Source organism: Pseudothioclava nitratireducens (assembly GCF_029210495.1).
Lineage (GTDB): Bacteria > Pseudomonadota > Alphaproteobacteria > Rhodobacterales > Rhodobacteraceae > Pseudothioclava > Pseudothioclava nitratireducens.
The window spans coordinates 37,131-54,260 of the sequence record NZ_JARGDK010000002.1; the positions used below are offsets into that span (position 1 = coordinate 37,131).

Here is a 17,130-nt window from a genome sequence, read left to right on the forward strand (position 1 = left end):
CCTACGCCCCATCCCGAGCCTCCAGAGCCCGATCAACGATTTCGGCCACGTCCTGCGTAACCGCGGCCAGACGCGCCGCCAGAGCATCGAGATCAGGCGCATCGGCTTCACGCAAGAGGAAACTGCGCCCCCCCTCGCCGATCGCGTCCATATCCAGCGGTTTTTCCGTCAGGAGCCTGCCGCCCGCCTGCAAGCGCCACAGGAACCGGTAGGCCGAGGCCAAGCGCTCACCCTCGTCTTTCGTGATGAAACCGGCCTTTGGACCAAGGCGCAGTTGCGCCTCGACACGACGCGGCGGCTCTCCGGCGCGCAGCGCGAAACTCTGGGCAAGAAGCTCGATATCCTGAAGCCGACCGGGGCCGATCTTGGCCTCCCATGCCCCGTCGGGGGCCTTGGCGGCGAAGATGCGCGCGCGCATATCGGCAAGGTCCGGCATCACCTGCGCCGCCGCCCCCTTGGCACGCAACACATCAAGTCGCACGACCTCGACATCGGCGGCCAGATCGGGCGCCCCTGCCACCGCCCGCGCCCGCGTCAGCGCGAGATGCTCCCAGGTCCAGGCCTCCTCCATCTGATAGTTGCGGAAACTTTCGAGCGAAGTCGCAACCGGACCCTGACGCCCCGAGGGCCGCAGCCGCATATCGACCTCGTAAAGCCGCCCCTCGGGCATCTGTGCCGTCAGCGCCGTGATGAGCGCCTGCGTCAGCCGCGCGTAATAGGGCCGCGTGGCGAGCGGGCGACGCCCTTCCGAGGTCTCGATGCCTTGCGCGTCATAGATCACGATCAGATCGAGATCGGATGCAGCATTGAGCCGTTCGGCCCCAAGTGACCCCATCCCGAGCACCACGGCCCCGCGTCCGGGCGGCGCGCCATGCTTGGCTGCGAATTCCTCGACGACGACGGGCCAAAGCTCGGCCACCGCCGCCCCGGCGATATCGGCATAGTTTTTGGCCGCCTCCGATGCGTCGATCAGCCCACGGAGATGGTGGACACCCACACGGAACTTGAACTCTTTCGCCCAACGCCTTGCCGTTTCAAGCTTTTTCTCATAATCGCCCGCAGCCTCTAGCGCCTTTCGCAGACCGGCGGCAAGCACGTCTTTGCCCGGCCATGGCTCGAAGAACGACCCACCCAGAACCGCATCCAGAACGCCCGCATTGCGCGACAGATAGGCCGAGAGGCCGGGCGCGGTGGCGCAGATATCGACGATCAGGTCGATCAGCGTCGGGTTCGCCTCAAACAGCGAGAAAAGCTGCACGCCGGCGGGCAGGCGCTTGAGGAAGGCGTCGAAGTTCAGCAGCGCCTCATCGAAATTCGAGGCCCGGTGCAGCCGCCCGAGGATCTCGGGCTCCACACGGCGAAAGATCGTTTGCGCACGCTCCGAACGCAGCGCCGGATAGCTGCGCCAGCCATCGACGGTCGCCTGCGCGGTGTCGCTGAGGTCGGGGCGCTCGGCCGTTTCACCGGGGGCGAAGAAGGCGCCCGTCAGGTCTTCTACCCGCTCCAACCGCTCGCGCAACCGCCCGCGCCATGCAGCCACATCGCTCTCGCCCATCATCGCGGCGATCCGTGCGATCCCCTCGTCAGTATTGGGCAACAGATGCGTCTGCGCGTCATTCACCATCTGAATCCGGTGCTCGATGTCGCGGTGCTCGCGGTAATGATCGGTCAGCTCACGCGCCACATCTTTATCGACCCAGCCCTTCAGCGCGAGCTTGGCGAGCCCCCCAACCGTCGTTCGATCGCGCAGATCGGGATCGCGCCCGCCCGCGATGAGTTGCCGGGTCTGGGTGAAAAACTCGATCTCGCGGATCCCGCCCTGCCCCAGTTTCATATTATGGCCCGGCAGGCTGATCGGACCGTGCAACCCCTTATGCTCTCGGATACGCAGCCGCATGTCATGGGCATCCTGAATGGCGGCGAAATCGAGATGCTTGCGCCAGACGAAGGGGCGCAGCGTTTCGAGGAAACGGTCCCCGGCGGCAAGGTCGCCGGCGCACGGCCGCGCCTTGATATAGGCGGCGCGCTCCCAGGTGCGCCCCTCGGCCTCGTAATAAAGCTCGGCGGAGGCCATCGAGATACAGACCGGCGTCACGCTCGCATCAGGGCGCAGCCGCAGATCGGTGCGGAACACATAGCCCTCGGCGGTCAGGTCCGAAAGCATCGCCGCCATCTTACGGGTCACGCGAATAAAGGCCGTGCGCGCCTCCATCCGGTCATCCGGATCGAAGCGCGTCTCGTCGAACAGCACGATCAGGTCGATATCGGAGGAGTAGTTCAACTCTCCCGCGCCCATCTTGCCCATGGCAAGCGCCACCAGTCCGGCGGCGGTTTCGGCGTCATCGGGCGTGGCGCCGGGCAGCTTGTTGCGACGGATTTCTTCGGCCACGAGCCGCTTGAACGCGAGATCGACCGCAACATCGCCCAGGCGCGTGAGCGCGCCGGTCACCTGTTCAAGCGGCCAGACGCCCCCCAGATCGGCCAACGCGGCCAGCAATGCGACCCGGCGCTTGGCCACACGCAACTGATCCGGCAAAGCGTCGAGGTCAAGCGTTTGAAGGCGGCTGAATTCGGCTTCCAGCGCGGTCTCTGGCACCGATTGAAGGGCTGCCCGAATCCATTCGGCCTCTCGCGTGAGCAGCCCGGAAAGAAACGGGCTGCATCCGGCGGTCCCCTCGATCAACGCCCGCAGCTCGGGGGCGAGATCATCGAAATCGCGGACGATATCCGCGCCACGGTCAGCGTCGAAAGCGATGGGAGAGCGGGTCAGGCGTGATGCGAAATTCATGCGCGCAGACTATCGGGCAAAGCGTCCCCGTCAATGATGCAAATCACGCGATTGCGCCCGCATGTCCGGCCATGTTCTAAACATCGCGCGGGCCGGAGAGCACGACGCCTCCGGCGGGCGTATTTGGAGTTTGATGAAAGATGAGCAAATCCCTCAAACGCGTGCGCGCCGCCTTGGAGGCTGCGGGGCTGGAACCGGAGATCCGCGAAGTAGGTGAGGCGCGCACCGCACAGATGGCGGCGGAGGCAGCCGGGTGCGCGTTGGACCAGATCGCGAAATCCATCATCTTTCGGGGCGAGCAGAGCGGCCATGTCGTACTTTTCGTGACCGCAGGCGGGAACCGGGTTTGCGCCGAAAAGGCGAGCGCGGTGGCGGGGCAGCCGTTGGGCAAGGCGGATGCCGCGCTGATCCGCTCTGAGACCGGCTTTGCGATCGGGGGTGTGGCACCGCTCGGCCATCTGGGGCCGGTCGAGACCTATCTCGATCCAAGATTGCTCGACTTCGGGACAGTTTGGGCGGCAGCGGGCACACCGCGCCATATCTTCGCCATTGCCCCCGAAGCGCTGCACCGGATCACCGGGGCGCAGCTTGCGGATTTCACGCTGTGACGCGCGGACGCGAAGGCCTTGGACGGGCACGAATGTAAAAAAGTTTCACATCCGCCCTTGAACGCGACGGAACCGTCCCCATCTTGCGTTATGTGAAAACAATTCACATTCAGCTTTCGGAGGTTTCCATGTCTGCCTACGCCCCTTCCAGTTCCACCCCCGCACTCGGCGCGCCGGGTGTCGTGCGCCGGGCCCTCGACTGGCTCGACCAGCGCGGCCCGATGTCCTGGATCATCGTGATGATCGGCTCCTTTGTCTTCGGCGGGCCGCTTGGCCTTCTGGTGCTCGGCTTCATCCTGATGACCGGTCGCTTCTCGGGCGCGTGCCGCCGCAACAGCGAGCGGGCCTCGATGCGGTGCGGCATGCGGATGCATGTCTCGCGCCCGACCGGAAACATGGCCTTTGACAGCTACAAGGCAGACATGCTCGCCCGTCTTGAACGTGAGCAGGCCGAGTTCGAGGCGTTCCTTGGCCGCCTGCGTGAAGCCCGCGACAAGGCAGAGTTCGACCAATATATGGACGAGCGCGCGAAGGATGCCGCCCATCCGGCAAAGGATGAGACCGATGCGCCGGCCGAAGGGAAACCCGGCGCCTACTGATCCGGCACCGCACGATCAAAAGGTTCACGCCTCCCCGCCCCCGTCGCGCCTGTCGCGGCGGGGGTTTGCCATATCCGCAAGGAAAGGCTTGGCGGGCGCGACCGATCTTGCTAGCCTCTTGCCGGAAACACGCCCGAAACGAACCCATGCGCCATTCACTTCCGCTTGCTCCGCAGTTCTACGTGACCGCGCCGCAGCCCTGCCCCTATCTCGATGGGCGGGCCGAACGGAAATTGTTTACCGCGCTTCAGGGTGAGGGCGCTGACAAGCTTAACAATGCGTTGTCGCGCCAGGGATTTCGACGCTCGCAGAATGTGCTCTACCGCCCCTCTTGTGCGGATTGCTCGGCCTGTCTGTCTGCGCGCATCCGGGTTGCCGATTTCACCCCGTCCCGCAGTCAGAAACGCGTGCTGAGCCGGAACAGCGATCTGATGCGCACCGCGACAAGCCCTTGGGCGACCGAAGAACAATTCGCGCTGTTCCGGCGCTATCTCGACCACCGCCACGCGGATGGCGGGATGGCGGATATGGATATTTTCGAATTCGCCGCGATGATCGAAGAAACCCCGGTCAAGACCCGCGTCGTTGAATACCGCGAGACCGCCGCCAGCCCGAACTCGGTGCGCGCGCTGACCGCCGTGTGCCTCACCGATGTGCTCGATGACGGGCTGTCGATGGTCTATTCGTTTTATGATCCCGACCGGATCAAGGGCAGCCTCGGCACCTATCTGATCCTTGACCATATCGAGATCGCCCGGCGCGCGGGTCTGCCCTATGTCTATCTGGGCTATTGGGTGCCCGGCTCGCGCAAGATGGGCTACAAGGCGAATTTCTCCGCACTCGAGATTTTCAAGGGCGGTGAGTGGATCGACATCGGCAATCCCGACGACCACAAGGCCGAGACCCACCCGCTTTCCGTCGCCCCCATTGCCGAGCAAGTTGCGCGGATTCAGCTCCCTGACACGCGCGGCGGTTGAGCCGGGCCGCCCGCACGGCAGGCATTTGCCCAGCTCTTGGGCAGAGCTCCGGCCTGACCTTGCGGAACGACAAAAAAACGTCTTCCCGCGACAGAATCAGCCACACGAAACGGTAGACAGGCGAAACTGGACAGTTAAAGTGACCACAAGCCCCGGTAAGGCGCAGGAGGACTCTGCGCGACGCCGGGACTTGTAATATCAATGGGAGGAAATCCATGGATCGTCGTTCATTCATCCGCAAGGGTGCACTTGGTGGTGCCGCAGCAGCCGCCACCAGCCTCGCCGCGCCCGCCATCGCTCAGGAAGCGCCCAAGATCACCTGGCGCCTGACCTCGTCCTTCCCGAAATCGCTCGACACGATTTACGGGGCTGCCGAAACCATGGCGAACTACGTCAACGGTATGACCGATGGCAAATTCACCATTCAGGTCTTTGCCGGTGGCGAGATCGTTCCCGGCCTGCAAGCGATGGACGCCGTGTCGAACGGCACCGTCGAAGCGTGCCACACCGCGTCCTACTACTACTGGGGCAAGGACCCGACCTTCGCCTTCGCAACCGCTGTGCCCTTCGGCCTCAACATGCGGATGCAGAACGCCTGGTTCTACTATGGCGGCGGCAACGATCTGATGAACGAGTTCTACGCGACCCATGGCATCACGGCGTTCCCGTGCGGCAATACCGGCGCGCAGATGGGTGGCTGGTTCCGCAAGGAAATCAACACCGTCGAGGACATGAAGGGCGTGAAAATGCGCATCGGCGGCTTCGGTGGCAAGGTGGCAGAGCGTCTGGGCGTCGTCCCGCAGCAGATCGCTGGCGGCGATATCTACGCAGCGCTTGAAAAAGGCACCATCGACGCGACCGAATGGGTCGGCCCCTACGATGACGAGAAGCTCGGCTTCTACAAAGTGGCGCCCTACTACTACTATCCGGGCTGGTGGGAAGGCGGCGCATGCCTGCACGCCATGTTCAACAAGACCGCCTATGACGGCCTGCCCGAGGCCTACAAGGTCGCGCTGCAAGCCGCGACCCAAGCGGCGAACTCGGACATGATGGCGTCCTACGACTACAAGAACCCGCAGGCGCTCAAGTCGCTGCTGGCCAATGGCGCGCAACTGCGCCCGTTCAGCCCCGAGGTTCTGCAGGCCTGCTTCAACGCGGCCAACGAAGTCTATGCCGAGATGAACGCCTCGAACGAGTGGTTCAAGAAGGTCTATGATAGCCAGATGGCCTTCCGGAAGGACGCCTATGGCTGGGCACAGATCTCGGAGTTCAACTTCGACTACTTCATGATGAGCCAACAGGCCCAAGGCAAACTCTGATCCCCTCAGGATCAACCGCGAAGGCCCCGGATATCTCCGGGGCCTTTTGCGTTGGGGGGGGGCGAGAGGGGTGTGGCCGCTTTGCGGGACGGAGCTGCCGCTGTCTCCAAGTGATTCAAGGTCCGTTGTGGCGAGTTTTGCCGATTGTGTCGTCTTCTCATAAATCGTTCGCTGTTGCAGCCGATCAGCACATCGAAGTCAGCGTCCTGGCTTGTTTTTCGCTGAGCCTGGCGCGCGTGGCCATTGGTCTGCTCCCGGTTGGGGACAGTATAGAACTTGACCAGCGGACGAGTTCTCAAGACTCTGAGATCACGCCGTTCCCCAGTTGGGGAATGTCAGGAAAGTTTTGCAGGAGGTGCATTCGGCATGCGTTATTTCGCCATTCGCCCAGATTACGAGGATGACCGGGGTCTTCGCCCGAACCTGTCTGCCTCGGAAACAGAGATGACGGACTGGGACTCGAAGCAGTGGTCGCTGTTTCGGGACATCAAAACCGGGTTCACCGGCAAGCTGAAATCCTCTTCTGTCGAACTGCTTCAGTCGCAGACGGTTCATGTCAACAACGTCAAGAACAGGCCGCTGACAGTACTTGGCGCGCACGGCATGGCACCGGACGATATCGTCCTGATATCGGGCGCGATCAAATCCGTGATCGAAGAGCTGGACCCAAAGGCGTTCGAATTCGTACGTATGCCCAAGCTGATGGATCACGCAAATGGCCAGTTCACGGCCGATGCAGATCTGTATTTCGCGAGGGCGCTGCACGAGGTTAAGGCGGTCGATACGTCCGAGGCGCCGTTGAAAGAGTTGAAGGCCGTTTCACCCGGTTGGCGCAAATCGAAGTTCCGCGGGAAATACGCGCTCTTGCGCCATATGCTGCCCAAGGCGGAATATTTCCGCGAAGCCAAGACCGGAATCGGTTTCTGTACTGAAACCCTCAAGACACGACTCGAAGCAGCCGGGGCCACCGGTTGGGTATTCTTTAACTGCGAAGTCTAAGGCCGATAACGTGGTGTTTGTTCAATCTAGGTATAATTTCCGAAACCCGTAATTCGTCACATCGCGGAGATATGGTGAATGTGGACTCAAAGCAGCCCCTCATCCCCCCAACGAAAAACGGCGGCCCTTGGGCCGCCGTTTGTCTCTCCATCAGGCTGCGATCAGTTGCCTGCTCCGAAATTCGGAAGCGGCAGGCCGCCCGGCGCGGCGGGTGCTCCACCCGGTGCAGGGCCGCCCGGCGCGGCACCTCCGCCGAAGTTCGGCAAGGGCAGGCCACCAGCACCACTGCCACCAAGCCCCGGCATCTGCGGCAGCTTGATCTCGACGGTATCCGGATCGATCACCGGCCCGCGATAATGCAGCACGAGCTGCGGGAACAGCACGACGATGGCGATCATCACCGATTGCAGCACAATGAACGGGATTGCCCCCTTGTAGATGTCGCTCGTCTTGATGCCCTCGATATTGCGGCCGGTGATCCGGTCCAGATAGGGCACCCGCGCCGCCACGGATCGCAAGTAGAACAGTGCGAAGCCGAAGGGCGGCGTCAGGAACGAGGTCTGCATGTTCATGCCGATAATCACCCCAAGCCAGATCAGGTCGATGCCCAGAGTCTGCGCGGGCTGCGCGATCAGCGGGATCAGGATGAAGGCGATCTCGAAGAAATCGAGGAAGAAGCCCAGCACGAAGATGATCAGGTTGACCACCAGCAGGAAGCCGTATTCCCCACCCGGCACCGAAAGCAGCAGATGCTCGACCCAGATATGACCGTTCACACCGTAGAAGGTCAGCGCAAAGACGCGGGCACCGATCAGGATGAACAGCACGAAGGAGGACAACCGCGTCGTGGTTGCCAGCGCGTCGCTCACCACGCGGAAGTTGAGGCGCTTCTTGGAGCCGGCCAGGATCATCGCCCCCGCGGCCCCCATCGCACCGCCCTCGGTCGGGGTGGCAAGGCCGATGAAGATTGTCCCGAGCACAAGGAAGATCAGCGCCAGCGGCGGGATCAGCACCATGATCACCTGCTGCGCCAACCGCGAGAGCGTATTGATGCCCAGCACACGGTCGAGCAGCGCATAGGCATAGACCGCCGAGACACCGACCACCGCGCCCAGCACATCGGCATTCGCCCCCCAAGCGTCATAGGCCCAGACATGCACGCCATAGCCGAAGGCCACGGCCGCCGCGATCGCCACCAGAAGCGAGGTGACACCCCCCCCCAGCGTGCGCGCCTCGGGCGGCAATGCGGGCACCAGCTTGGGCCGGAAAATCGCCAGCATCGTGATATAGCCGAGATAGACTCCGGTCAGGATCAGGCCGGGGATCAGCGCCCCGCGATACATATCGCCCACCGAGCGACCAAGCTGGTCGGCCAGAATGATCAGCACGAGCGAAGGCGGAATGATCTGTGCCAATGTCCCCGACGCCGCAATGGCACCCGAGGCGACACGACGGTCATACCCGTAGCGCAGCATGATCGGCAGCGAGATGAGCCCCATGGCGATCACCGAGGCCGCCACCACACCCGTGGTCGCCGCGAGCAGCGCCCCCACCAGCACGACCGCATAGGCCAGACCCCCACGCACCGGGCCGAAAAGCTGACCCACCGTGTCCAGAAGATCCTCGGCCATGCCCGATTTCTCAAGCACGATCCCCATGAATGTGAAGAATGGAATGGCGAGCAATGTCTCGTTACTCAGGATGCCCCACAAGCGGTCCGGCATCGCGCCCAAAAGGGCCCAGTCGAGAAAGATCGTGCCATTCGACAAGGGTGCCAGCTCGACACCGATCACGAAAAAGATCAACCCGTTGGCAGCCAGCGAAAACGCCACCGGATAGCCAAGCAGCAGAAAGATGACGACCGAAACGAACATGATCGGCGCCATGTTCTGCGCGATCAACTCCAACATCAGCGGACCTCCCCTTCACCGAGAAGGTCGGCGGCATGTTCATGCCCGCCCTCGGCATGCGGATCGGGTAACTGCCCGCGCATCACGCCGATCTTCTTGATGATCTCGGACACGCCTTGGGTGAACAGAAGCACAAAACCTACCAGCAAGAGCGCCTTTGCAGGCCAGAGGATCAAGCCACCCGCATTGGTGGACATCTCACCCTGACGGAAGGACAGCTCGACATAGGGCACGAGGAAATAGATGGTCAGGATCACGAAGGGCATCAGGAACAGCAGATGCCCCAGCAGGTCGATCCAATGCTGCACCCGACGCGGCAAGGCACCGTAGAGAATGTCGATGCGGATATGCTCGTTCTTCTGGAGCGTATAGGCCGCTGCCCCAAGGAAAGCCGCGCCGAACAGATACCATTGCAGTTCGAGCCACGCATTCGACGATGTGTTGAAAACCTTGCGGATGGTCGCGTTAGTCGCACTGACCAGAACCGACACGAGGATCAGCCAGGACACCGCCTTGCCGATGGTCTCGTTCACCCGGTCGATCAGCCGCGACAGGGTTAGCAAACCTCCCATGTCCGTCCTCCCTTCCCCAGTTTTTGCCCGCATTTGCGGGGGATTTATTGTGATTGGCCGAGGCTGGCCCCAAGGTCAAGTAAATCTCACATTTTGGTCGTTTTTTCTGACCAGAATGCACAGGTTGTGCAACAAGACCACCCAAACCTCCGGGCCTCCGTCCCGGTTGGTGGCGCGAGATTAGGGCCTTGACCGCGCGAAAGAAAGCGAAAGCGCGCGCCAATTGACGCCATGTCACCGCTGATTTCGTGGTGATTTCAGGCCCGCTCGGCGGCTTGTCTGGAGCCCGCCCCCGTCACGGCGGCCTCAATTTTTGGAAAGTTGCGCACCAAATCCCGCCTCGCGCAATTTTCGGCAAGAAAAATCCACCCCCTGCGACATAAAATACAGCCATTTGCCGTTGACGCCCCCCTCTTGCCCCCATAATGTCCGCGCCAACGCAATGGAAAGGGACCGCAATGGATGCGATTCTTGTCGTCGTAGGGAGTTCGCGCATGGGCCGGTAACGGTTGACCATGATGGTTCCCATGCGCCCCCGCCAAAACGGGGGCTTTTTGTTGCGAAACGGTAAGTTGCGGGCCCGAAAGGTTCCGACCAAGTCGATGGAGAAAGACATGTCACGGCAGATGACCGGCGCGAAAATGGTGGTGCAGGCGCTCAAGGATCACGGGGTCGATACGATCTTCGGCTATCCGGGCGGCGCGGTTCTTCCGATCTATGACGAGATTTTCCAGCAAAACGACGTCAAGCACATCCTCGTGCGCCACGAACAGGCGGCGGTCCACATGGCCGAGGGCTATGCCCGTTCGACCGGCAAGCCGGGCTGCGTGCTCGTGACGTCTGGCCCCGGCGCGACCAACGCGGTGACCGGCCTGACCGATGCGCTGCTCGACTCGATCCCGCTGGTGGTGTTCTCGGGTCAGGTGCCGACCTTCATGATCGGCACGGACGGTTTCCAGGAGGCCGACACGATCGGCATCACCCGCCCCTGCACCAAGCATAACTGGCTGGTGAAGGACACCGAGAAGCTTGCCGAGACCATCCATCAGGCCTTCCACGTCGCCACCACCGGCCGCCCCGGCCCGGTGCTGATCGACCTGCCCAAGGACGTGCAATTCGCAACCGGCACCTATACCGAGCCGAAAACCGCGCGCGTGGACCACTACCAGCCCCGCGTGAAAGCCTCGATCGAGCAGATCAACGATCTGGTCGCGCTGATCGAGAAGGCCGAGCGCCCGATCTTCTATACGGGGGGCGGCGTGATCAATTCGGGCCCTGGGGCGAGCCAGCTCCTGCGCGAGCTGGTGGACGCGACCGGCTTCCCGATCACCTCGACGCTGATGGGCCTTGGTGCCTATCCGGCGAGCGGCAAGAACTGGCTCGGCATGCTGGGGATGCATGGTCTCTATGAGGCCAATCTCGCGATGCATGGCTGTGACCTGATGATCAACCTCGGCGCACGCTTCGACGACCGCATCACCGGGCGCATCTCGGACTTCTCGCCGGACTCGTTCAAGGTTCATGTCGATATCGACGCCTCCTCGATCAACAAGGTGATCACCGTCAACCTGCCGATCGTGGGCGATGTCGGCCATGTGCTCGAAGACGTGCTCAAGGTCTGGAAAGCGCGCGGGCGCAAGGTGAACAAGGAAGGTCTGGCCAAATGGTGGAAGCAGATCGCCGAATGGCAGGCCGTGAACTGCCTCGCCTATGAGCAGAAAGGCAAGTCGATCAAGCCGCAATATGCGCTGCAACGGCTCGAGGCGCTGACCAAGGGAATGGATCGCTACATCACCACCGAGGTGGGTCAGCACCAGATGTGGGCGGCGCAGTTCCTTGGCTTCGAAGCCCCGAACCGCTGGATGACGAGCGGTGGCCTCGGCACGATGGGCTATGGCTTCCCGGCCTCGATCGGCGTGCAGATGGCGCACCCGGACGCGCTTGTGATCAACGTCGCGGGCGAGGCCTCGTGGCTGATGAACATGCAGGAAATGGGCACTGCGACCCAGTTCCGCGCCCCGGTCAAACAGTTCATCCTGAACAACGAACGCCTCGGCATGGTTCGCCAGTGGCAGGAACTGCTCCATGGCGAGCGCTACTCGCATAGCTGGTCGGAAAGCCTGCCCGATTTCGTCAAACTCGCAGAAAGCTTTGGCTGGAAGGGTATTCGCTGCGAGAACCCCGATGACCTCGATGAGGCGATCAAGGAAATGCTCGCCTATGACGGCCCGGTTCTGTTCGACTGCCTCGTCGAGAAGCATGAGAACTGCTTCCCGATGATCCCGTCGGGCAAGCCGCACAATGAGATGCTGCTCGCGGCGGATGCAGAGGCCTTCAAGGAAGGCGCGACGCTGGTGTAACCGCCCGGACCGGGGGCTCTGCCCCCGGACCCCCGGGATATTTGATGCAGAATGAAAGAGGAGAGAGGCAATGGCCGCTCTGAACATCAAGCAAGGCTCTTCGAGCCATTCCGCCTACGACCTGCGCGATTTCCATTCCGAGGTCGAAAGCTCGCATACGCTGGCGGTGATCGTGGATAACGAGGCGGGCGTGCTGGCCCGTGTGATCGGCCTCTTTTCGGGGCGCGGCTATAACATCGACAGCCTCACCGTGGCCGAGATTGATCACAAGGGGCACCGCTCGCGCATTACCATCGTGACGCGCGGCACCATGGCGGTGATCGACCAGATCAAGGCGCAACTGGGGCGGATCGTGCCAGTCCATGAGGTGATCGACCTGACCATCGAATCGCAGCCGGTGGAGCGGGAACTCGCGCTGTTCAAGGTCGCCGGCACGGGTGACAAGCGTATCGAGGCGCTGCGTCTGGCCGAGATTTTCCGCGCCAATGTGGTCGACTCGACGCTGGAGAGCTTTGTCTTCGAGATGACCGGGACCTCCGAGAAGATCGACGCCTTTGCCGAGCTGATGCGCCCGCTGGGCCTCATCGATGTGGCGCGCACCGGCGTGGCGGCCCTGCCCCGCGGCCTCTGAACGACACGTGAACGGATGAATGAGGCCGGGCCGCGCGCCCGGCCTTTTGCATATCGGCGCGGCACAGAAAAAGGGGGGCCGAAGCCCCCCAGTTTCGCCAATCAGGCTCATCGTTCCACCGCCCGAGCTGGTTTGTTCTGCCTGGGCCTTCTTGGCGTCTGGGGCGAGCGCACCCGCCCCGGATGAAAAGGCCCCGCGCGGGTCGCGCAGGGCCGGTTTGTCTTAGCTGCACCCGCTCGTTGCGCCGCAGGTGTTGCACTTCATGCAGGTACCGTTGCGCACCAGCGTGTAGTTGCCGCAATCACCGCAGGCCTCGCCCTCGTAGCCCTGCATCTTGGCCTTGGTGCGCGCATCCATCGACACCGAGCCGGAGGCGAGCGCCGTCGTCGCCCCACCAGAAGCCGCGAGTTTAGAGGTCTCGGGCACCAGCGTGTTCAGCGCCGCGACCGGGTCCATCGCACCGGCGAGCGCGGTGGCGCCCATGCCGCCCTGAAGCACGACCAGCTCTTGCGGCAGACGCTTGCGCAGATAGCCGGTCGAGGAGATCTGACGCAGCACTTCGAGCGATTTCGACGCGGCCGCCTCGGAGGGCTCTTCGATATTCTGCTTGCCCTCGTCCTTGCCACCGCCGAGATCGTCGAACGACGCCCCTTGCGGTTTTACATGGGCCAGATCGGTGCGGTCGAGATAGGACACGGCCAGTTCGCGGAACACGTAGTCGAGGATCGAGGTCGCATTCTTGATCGAGTCGTTGCCCTGCACCATGCCGGCGGGTTCGAACTTGGTGAAGGTGAAGGCGTCCACGAACTCTTCGAGCGGCACACCGTATTGCAGGCCGACCGAGACCGCGATGGCGAAGTTGTTCATCATCGCCCGGAAGCCAGCGCCCTCCTTGTGCATGTCGATGAAGATCTCGCCCAGCGCACCGTCATCATATTCGCCGGTGCGCAGGTAGACCTTGTGGCCACCGACCACGGCTTTCTGGGTGTAGCCCTTGCGACGCGACGGCAGTTTCTCGCGGTGCGAGCGGACCACTTCCTTGACGACCACCTTCTCGACGATCTTCTCGGCCAGCACGCGGGCTTTTTCCTGCGCGGAACCGGAGGCGAGGATTTCCTCGGCCTCTTCGTCATCCTCGACCAGCGCGGCCGCCAGCGGCTGCGACAGTTTCGAGCCGTCACGATAGAGCGCGTTCGCCTTGATGCCGAGCGACCAGCTAAGTTCATAAGCCGCCAGCGTCTCCTCGATCGAGGCCGAGTTCGGCATGTTGATCGTTTTCGAAATCGCGCCCGAGATGAAGCTCTGCGCCGCCGCCATCATGGTGATGTGGCTGTTGACCGAGAGGTAGCGCTTGCCCTTCTTGCCACAGGGGTTGGCGCAATCGAAGACCGAGAGATGCTCGTCCTTCAGATGCGGCGCGCCCTCAAGGGTCATGGTCCCGCACACGTGGTCGTTCGCGGCGTCGATCTGCGTCTTGGTGAAGCCGAGGTGACGCAGCATGTCGAAGGTCGGATCGTTCAGCTTCTCAGCCGGGATGCCCAGCGTCTTGGTGCAGAACTCCTCGCCCAGCGTCCACTGGTTGAACACGAAGCGGATGTCGAAGGCGGTCGGCAGCGCGGCCTCGATCTTTTCAAGCTCACGCGCGCCAAAGCCGTGGCCGATCAGCGCGGTCGTGTTGATGTCGGGGCAGTTGCCAAGCGAGGCATGGCCCACCGCATAGGCGATGATTTCCTCGATCTCCGCCGAGCCATAGCCCAGCGTTTCCAGCGCCGCGGGCACCGAGCGGTTGATGATCTTAAAATAGCCGCCGCCTGCGAGCTTCTTGAACTTCACCAGCGCGAAGTCGGGCTCGATCCCGGTCGTGTCGCAGTCCATGACAAGGCCAATCGTGCCGGTCGGTGCGATCACCGAGACCTGCGCGTTGCGGTAGCCGTGCTGCTCACCCAGCGCCAGCGCCTCGTCCCACGACTGCTTGGCCAGATCGACCAGCGACGCATCCGGGCAATTGCCGTGGTCGAGCGCGACCGGCTTCACTTCCAGCGCCTCGTAGCCCTCGGTCTTGCCATAGGCCGCGTTACGGTGGTTGCGGATCACGCGGAGCATGTGCTTGGCGTTCTTGGCATAGCCCGGGAAGGCGCCCAGCTCACCGGCCATCTCGGCCGAGGTCGCATAGGACACACCGGTCATGATCGCGGTCAGCGCACCGCACAGCGCGCGGCCCTCGTCGCTGTCATAGCCATAGCCCATGTTCATCAGCAGGCCGCCGATATTGGCATAGCCAAGACCCAGCGTGCGGAAGTCATAAGAGCGCTGCGCGATCTCTTGCGACGGGAATTGCGCCATCAGCACCGAGATTTCCAGCGTCACGGTCCACAGGCGGGTGGCATGCATATAGGCTTCGGCGTCGAACTTGCCTTCCTTGTAGAAGGTCAGCAGGTTCATCGAGGCGAGGTTGCACGCCGTATCGTCGAGGAACATGTATTCCGAGCACGGGTTCGAGCCGCGGATCTGCCCGTCTTCGGGGCAGGTGTGCCACTCGTTCACGGTGTCATGGAACTGGATGCCCGGGTCCGCACAGGCCCAAGCCGCATGGCCCACCTGATCCCAGAGGTCGCGCGCCTTGACGGTCTTGGCGACCTTGCCGTCGGTGCGGCGGATCAGTTCCCAATCGGCATCGTCCTTGACCGCCTTCAGGAAGGCGTTGGTCACGCGCACAGAGTTGTTCGAGTTCTGGCCCGAGACCGAAACATAGGCCTCGCTGTCCCAGTCGGTGTCATAGGTCGGGAATTCGATGCTCGAATAGCCCTGCCGCGCATATTGCAGCACGCGGTTGATATAGGTTTCCGGGATCATCACGCGCTTGGCGGATTTGATCGCCTCTTTCAGGCTCTCGTTCTTGGCCGGATCAACCGAGTCCTCGCTGGAGCCATCCCAAAGACGGATCGCCTCGAAGATCTTGTTGAGTTCGCGCTCATGCAGCTTGGAGCCGGCGACGAGCGAGGCCACCTTCTGCTCCTCGATCACCTTCCAGTTGACGAATTCCTCGATGTCCGGGTGATCCATGTCGCAGATCACCATCTTGGCCGCGCGGCGCGTGGTGCCGCCCGACTTGATCGCGCCCGCCGCGCGATCGCCGATCTTGAGGAAGCCCATCAGGCCCGAGGATTTGCCGCCACCCGAGAGAGGCTCGTTTGCCGCGCGCAGCGACGAGAAGTTGGTGCCGGTGCCGGAGCCGTATTTGAACAGGCGTGCCTCGCGGACCCAGAGGTCCATGATCCCGCCGTCACCCACCAGATCGTCGCGCACCGACTGGATGAAGCAGGCATGCGGCTGCGGATGCTCATAGGCCGAGGCCGATTTGGTCAGCTTGCCGGTCTTGAAGTCGACATAGTAGTGGCCCTGGCTCGGACCGTCGATGCCATATGCCCAATGCAGGCCGGTGTTGAACCATTGCGGGCTGTTGGGCGCGGCCATCTGCTCGGCCAGCATGAAGCGCATCTCGTCATAATAGGCTTGGGCATCGGCCTCGGTGGTGAAATAGCCACCCTTCCAGCCCCAATAGCACCAAGCGCCCGCGAGACGATCAAACACCTGCTTGGCCGAAGACTCCCCGCCAAAGCGCGCCTCTTCGGGCAGCTGCGCAAGCGCCTCTTCGTCGGGCACCGAACGCCACAGGAATTCCGGAACGCCTTTTTCCTTCACCTTCTTCACAGCCGAGGGCACGCCGGCCTTGCGGAAGTATTTCTGCGCGAGAACGTCGGACGCCACCTGGCTCCAGCCCTCGGGGACTTCGACCGCCTCGTTGCGGAACACGATCTTGCCGTCGGGGTTGCGAATTTCGGACGCCGTGGTGGTGAAAGCGATATCGCCGTAAGCGCCGGATTTCTCGGTGGTGAACTTGCGTTCGATCTTCATCTGCCCTGTCCCATACCCTAATTTTTCAAAACGCGAAGCCGTTGGAACAGGGCAAGACGATTTCGGCCCCGCAACTGTCATGCGAGGTGGCCGTGTAACCACGTTCGGCCGATTGAGATTTGTCCCGCGCCCGCCCCGACCACTATATATGGTGGCTTACCGGCTGACAGGACACAAACTGGCGTAGCTCCGCCTTATGGTCAACAAAACTTTCACGGCTTTGCGAGCAAAATTCGGGTTGACTGGCGCAGGGCTCGAACCGGGCATGAACACCCGTTGATTCATCCACAATCCGTCTCCCCTCCGCAGGTGCCAGTCCGGACGCAGATTTTCCCTTGTTTTCAAGAATTTTATGACAGGAAGCTGACAATCTGGATGAATTTCATCCACAGACCACAATATCTTGTGGATATTAAGGTTATCACCTTGCGACAGCTTGTCCTCCAATGACA

11 protein-coding genes are annotated in these 17,130 nt (G+C 62.3%); 7 read left to right on the forward strand and 4 right to left on the reverse strand.

Features of this window, described 5'->3' with window-relative positions:
* Position 1: 1 nt before the first annotated feature.
* A complete protein-coding gene (locus P0X85_RS02400) occupies positions 2-2,788 on the reverse strand; it encodes a [protein-PII] uridylyltransferase family protein (RefSeq protein ID WP_275807871.1) in 2,787 nt (928 codons plus the stop codon).
* Between the two features lie 140 nt (positions 2,789-2,928).
* Between P0X85_RS02400 and P0X85_RS02405 the strand changes: the two genes are divergently transcribed.
* The 5 genes from P0X85_RS02405 (at position 2,929) to P0X85_RS02425 (ending at position 7,290) form a co-directional block, all read left to right on the forward strand.
* Complete coding sequence (locus P0X85_RS02405) at positions 2,929-3,396, forward strand: YbaK/EbsC family protein (protein WP_275807874.1); 468 nt, start codon at positions 2,929-2,931, stop codon at positions 3,394-3,396.
* Positions 3,397-3,524: 128 nt separating this feature from the next.
* A complete protein-coding gene (locus tag P0X85_RS02410) occupies positions 3,525-3,995 on the forward strand; it encodes a DUF2852 domain-containing protein (RefSeq protein WP_275807877.1) in 471 nt (156 codons plus the stop codon).
* 146 nt (positions 3,996-4,141) lie between these two features.
* A complete protein-coding gene (locus tag P0X85_RS02415) occupies positions 4,142-4,972 on the forward strand; it encodes an arginyltransferase (RefSeq protein ID WP_275807880.1) in 831 nt (276 codons plus the stop codon).
* A gap of 215 nt (positions 4,973-5,187) precedes the next feature.
* The gene (locus tag P0X85_RS02420; RefSeq protein ID WP_275807883.1) at positions 5,188-6,291 is read left to right on the forward strand and encodes a TRAP transporter substrate-binding protein; all 1,104 of its coding nucleotides are present in this window, start codon (positions 5,188-5,190) and stop codon (positions 6,289-6,291) included.
* A 366-nt stretch (positions 6,292-6,657) separates the two neighbouring features.
* Positions 6,658-7,290 carry an imm11 family protein gene (locus P0X85_RS02425; RefSeq protein WP_275807886.1) on the forward strand — a complete coding sequence of 211 codons (633 nt, stop codon included), beginning with the start codon at positions 6,658-6,660 and terminating at the stop codon, positions 7,288-7,290.
* Positions 7,291-7,451: 161 nt separating this feature from the next.
* Here P0X85_RS02425 and P0X85_RS02430 read toward each other — a convergent pair whose 3' ends face one another.
* Both P0X85_RS02430 and P0X85_RS02435 read right to left on the reverse strand, forming a co-directional pair.
* Positions 7,452-9,200, reverse strand: a complete 1,749-nt coding sequence (locus P0X85_RS02430) for a TRAP transporter large permease (RefSeq protein ID WP_275807889.1) — start codon at positions 9,198-9,200, stop codon at positions 7,452-7,454.
* Complete coding sequence (locus P0X85_RS02435; RefSeq protein ID WP_275807893.1) at positions 9,200-9,772, reverse strand: TRAP transporter small permease subunit; 573 nt, start codon at positions 9,770-9,772, stop codon at positions 9,200-9,202. The genes P0X85_RS02430 and P0X85_RS02435 overlap by 1 nt, the downstream gene beginning before the upstream one ends.
* Before the next feature lie 614 nt (positions 9,773-10,386).
* Here P0X85_RS02435 and P0X85_RS02440 point away from each other — a divergent pair.
* Positions 10,387-12,132 carry an acetolactate synthase 3 large subunit gene (locus P0X85_RS02440; RefSeq protein ID WP_275807896.1) on the forward strand — a complete coding sequence of 582 codons (1,746 nt, stop codon included), beginning with the start codon at positions 10,387-10,389 and terminating at the stop codon, positions 12,130-12,132.
* Positions 12,133-12,202: 70 nt separating this feature from the next.
* Positions 12,203-12,763: an acetolactate synthase small subunit gene (ilvN, locus tag P0X85_RS02445; RefSeq protein ID WP_275807901.1), complete on the forward strand. Its 561-nt coding sequence runs from the start codon at positions 12,203-12,205 to the stop codon at positions 12,761-12,763.
* Between the two features lie 222 nt (positions 12,764-12,985).
* On the opposite strand, the gene P0X85_RS02450 is transcribed toward ilvN, so the two are convergent.
* The gene (locus tag P0X85_RS02450; protein ID WP_275807904.1) at positions 12,986-16,678 is read right to left on the reverse strand and encodes a vitamin B12-dependent ribonucleotide reductase; all 3,693 of its coding nucleotides are present in this window, start codon (positions 16,676-16,678) and stop codon (positions 12,986-12,988) included.
* Positions 16,679-17,130 lie beyond the last annotated feature (452 nt).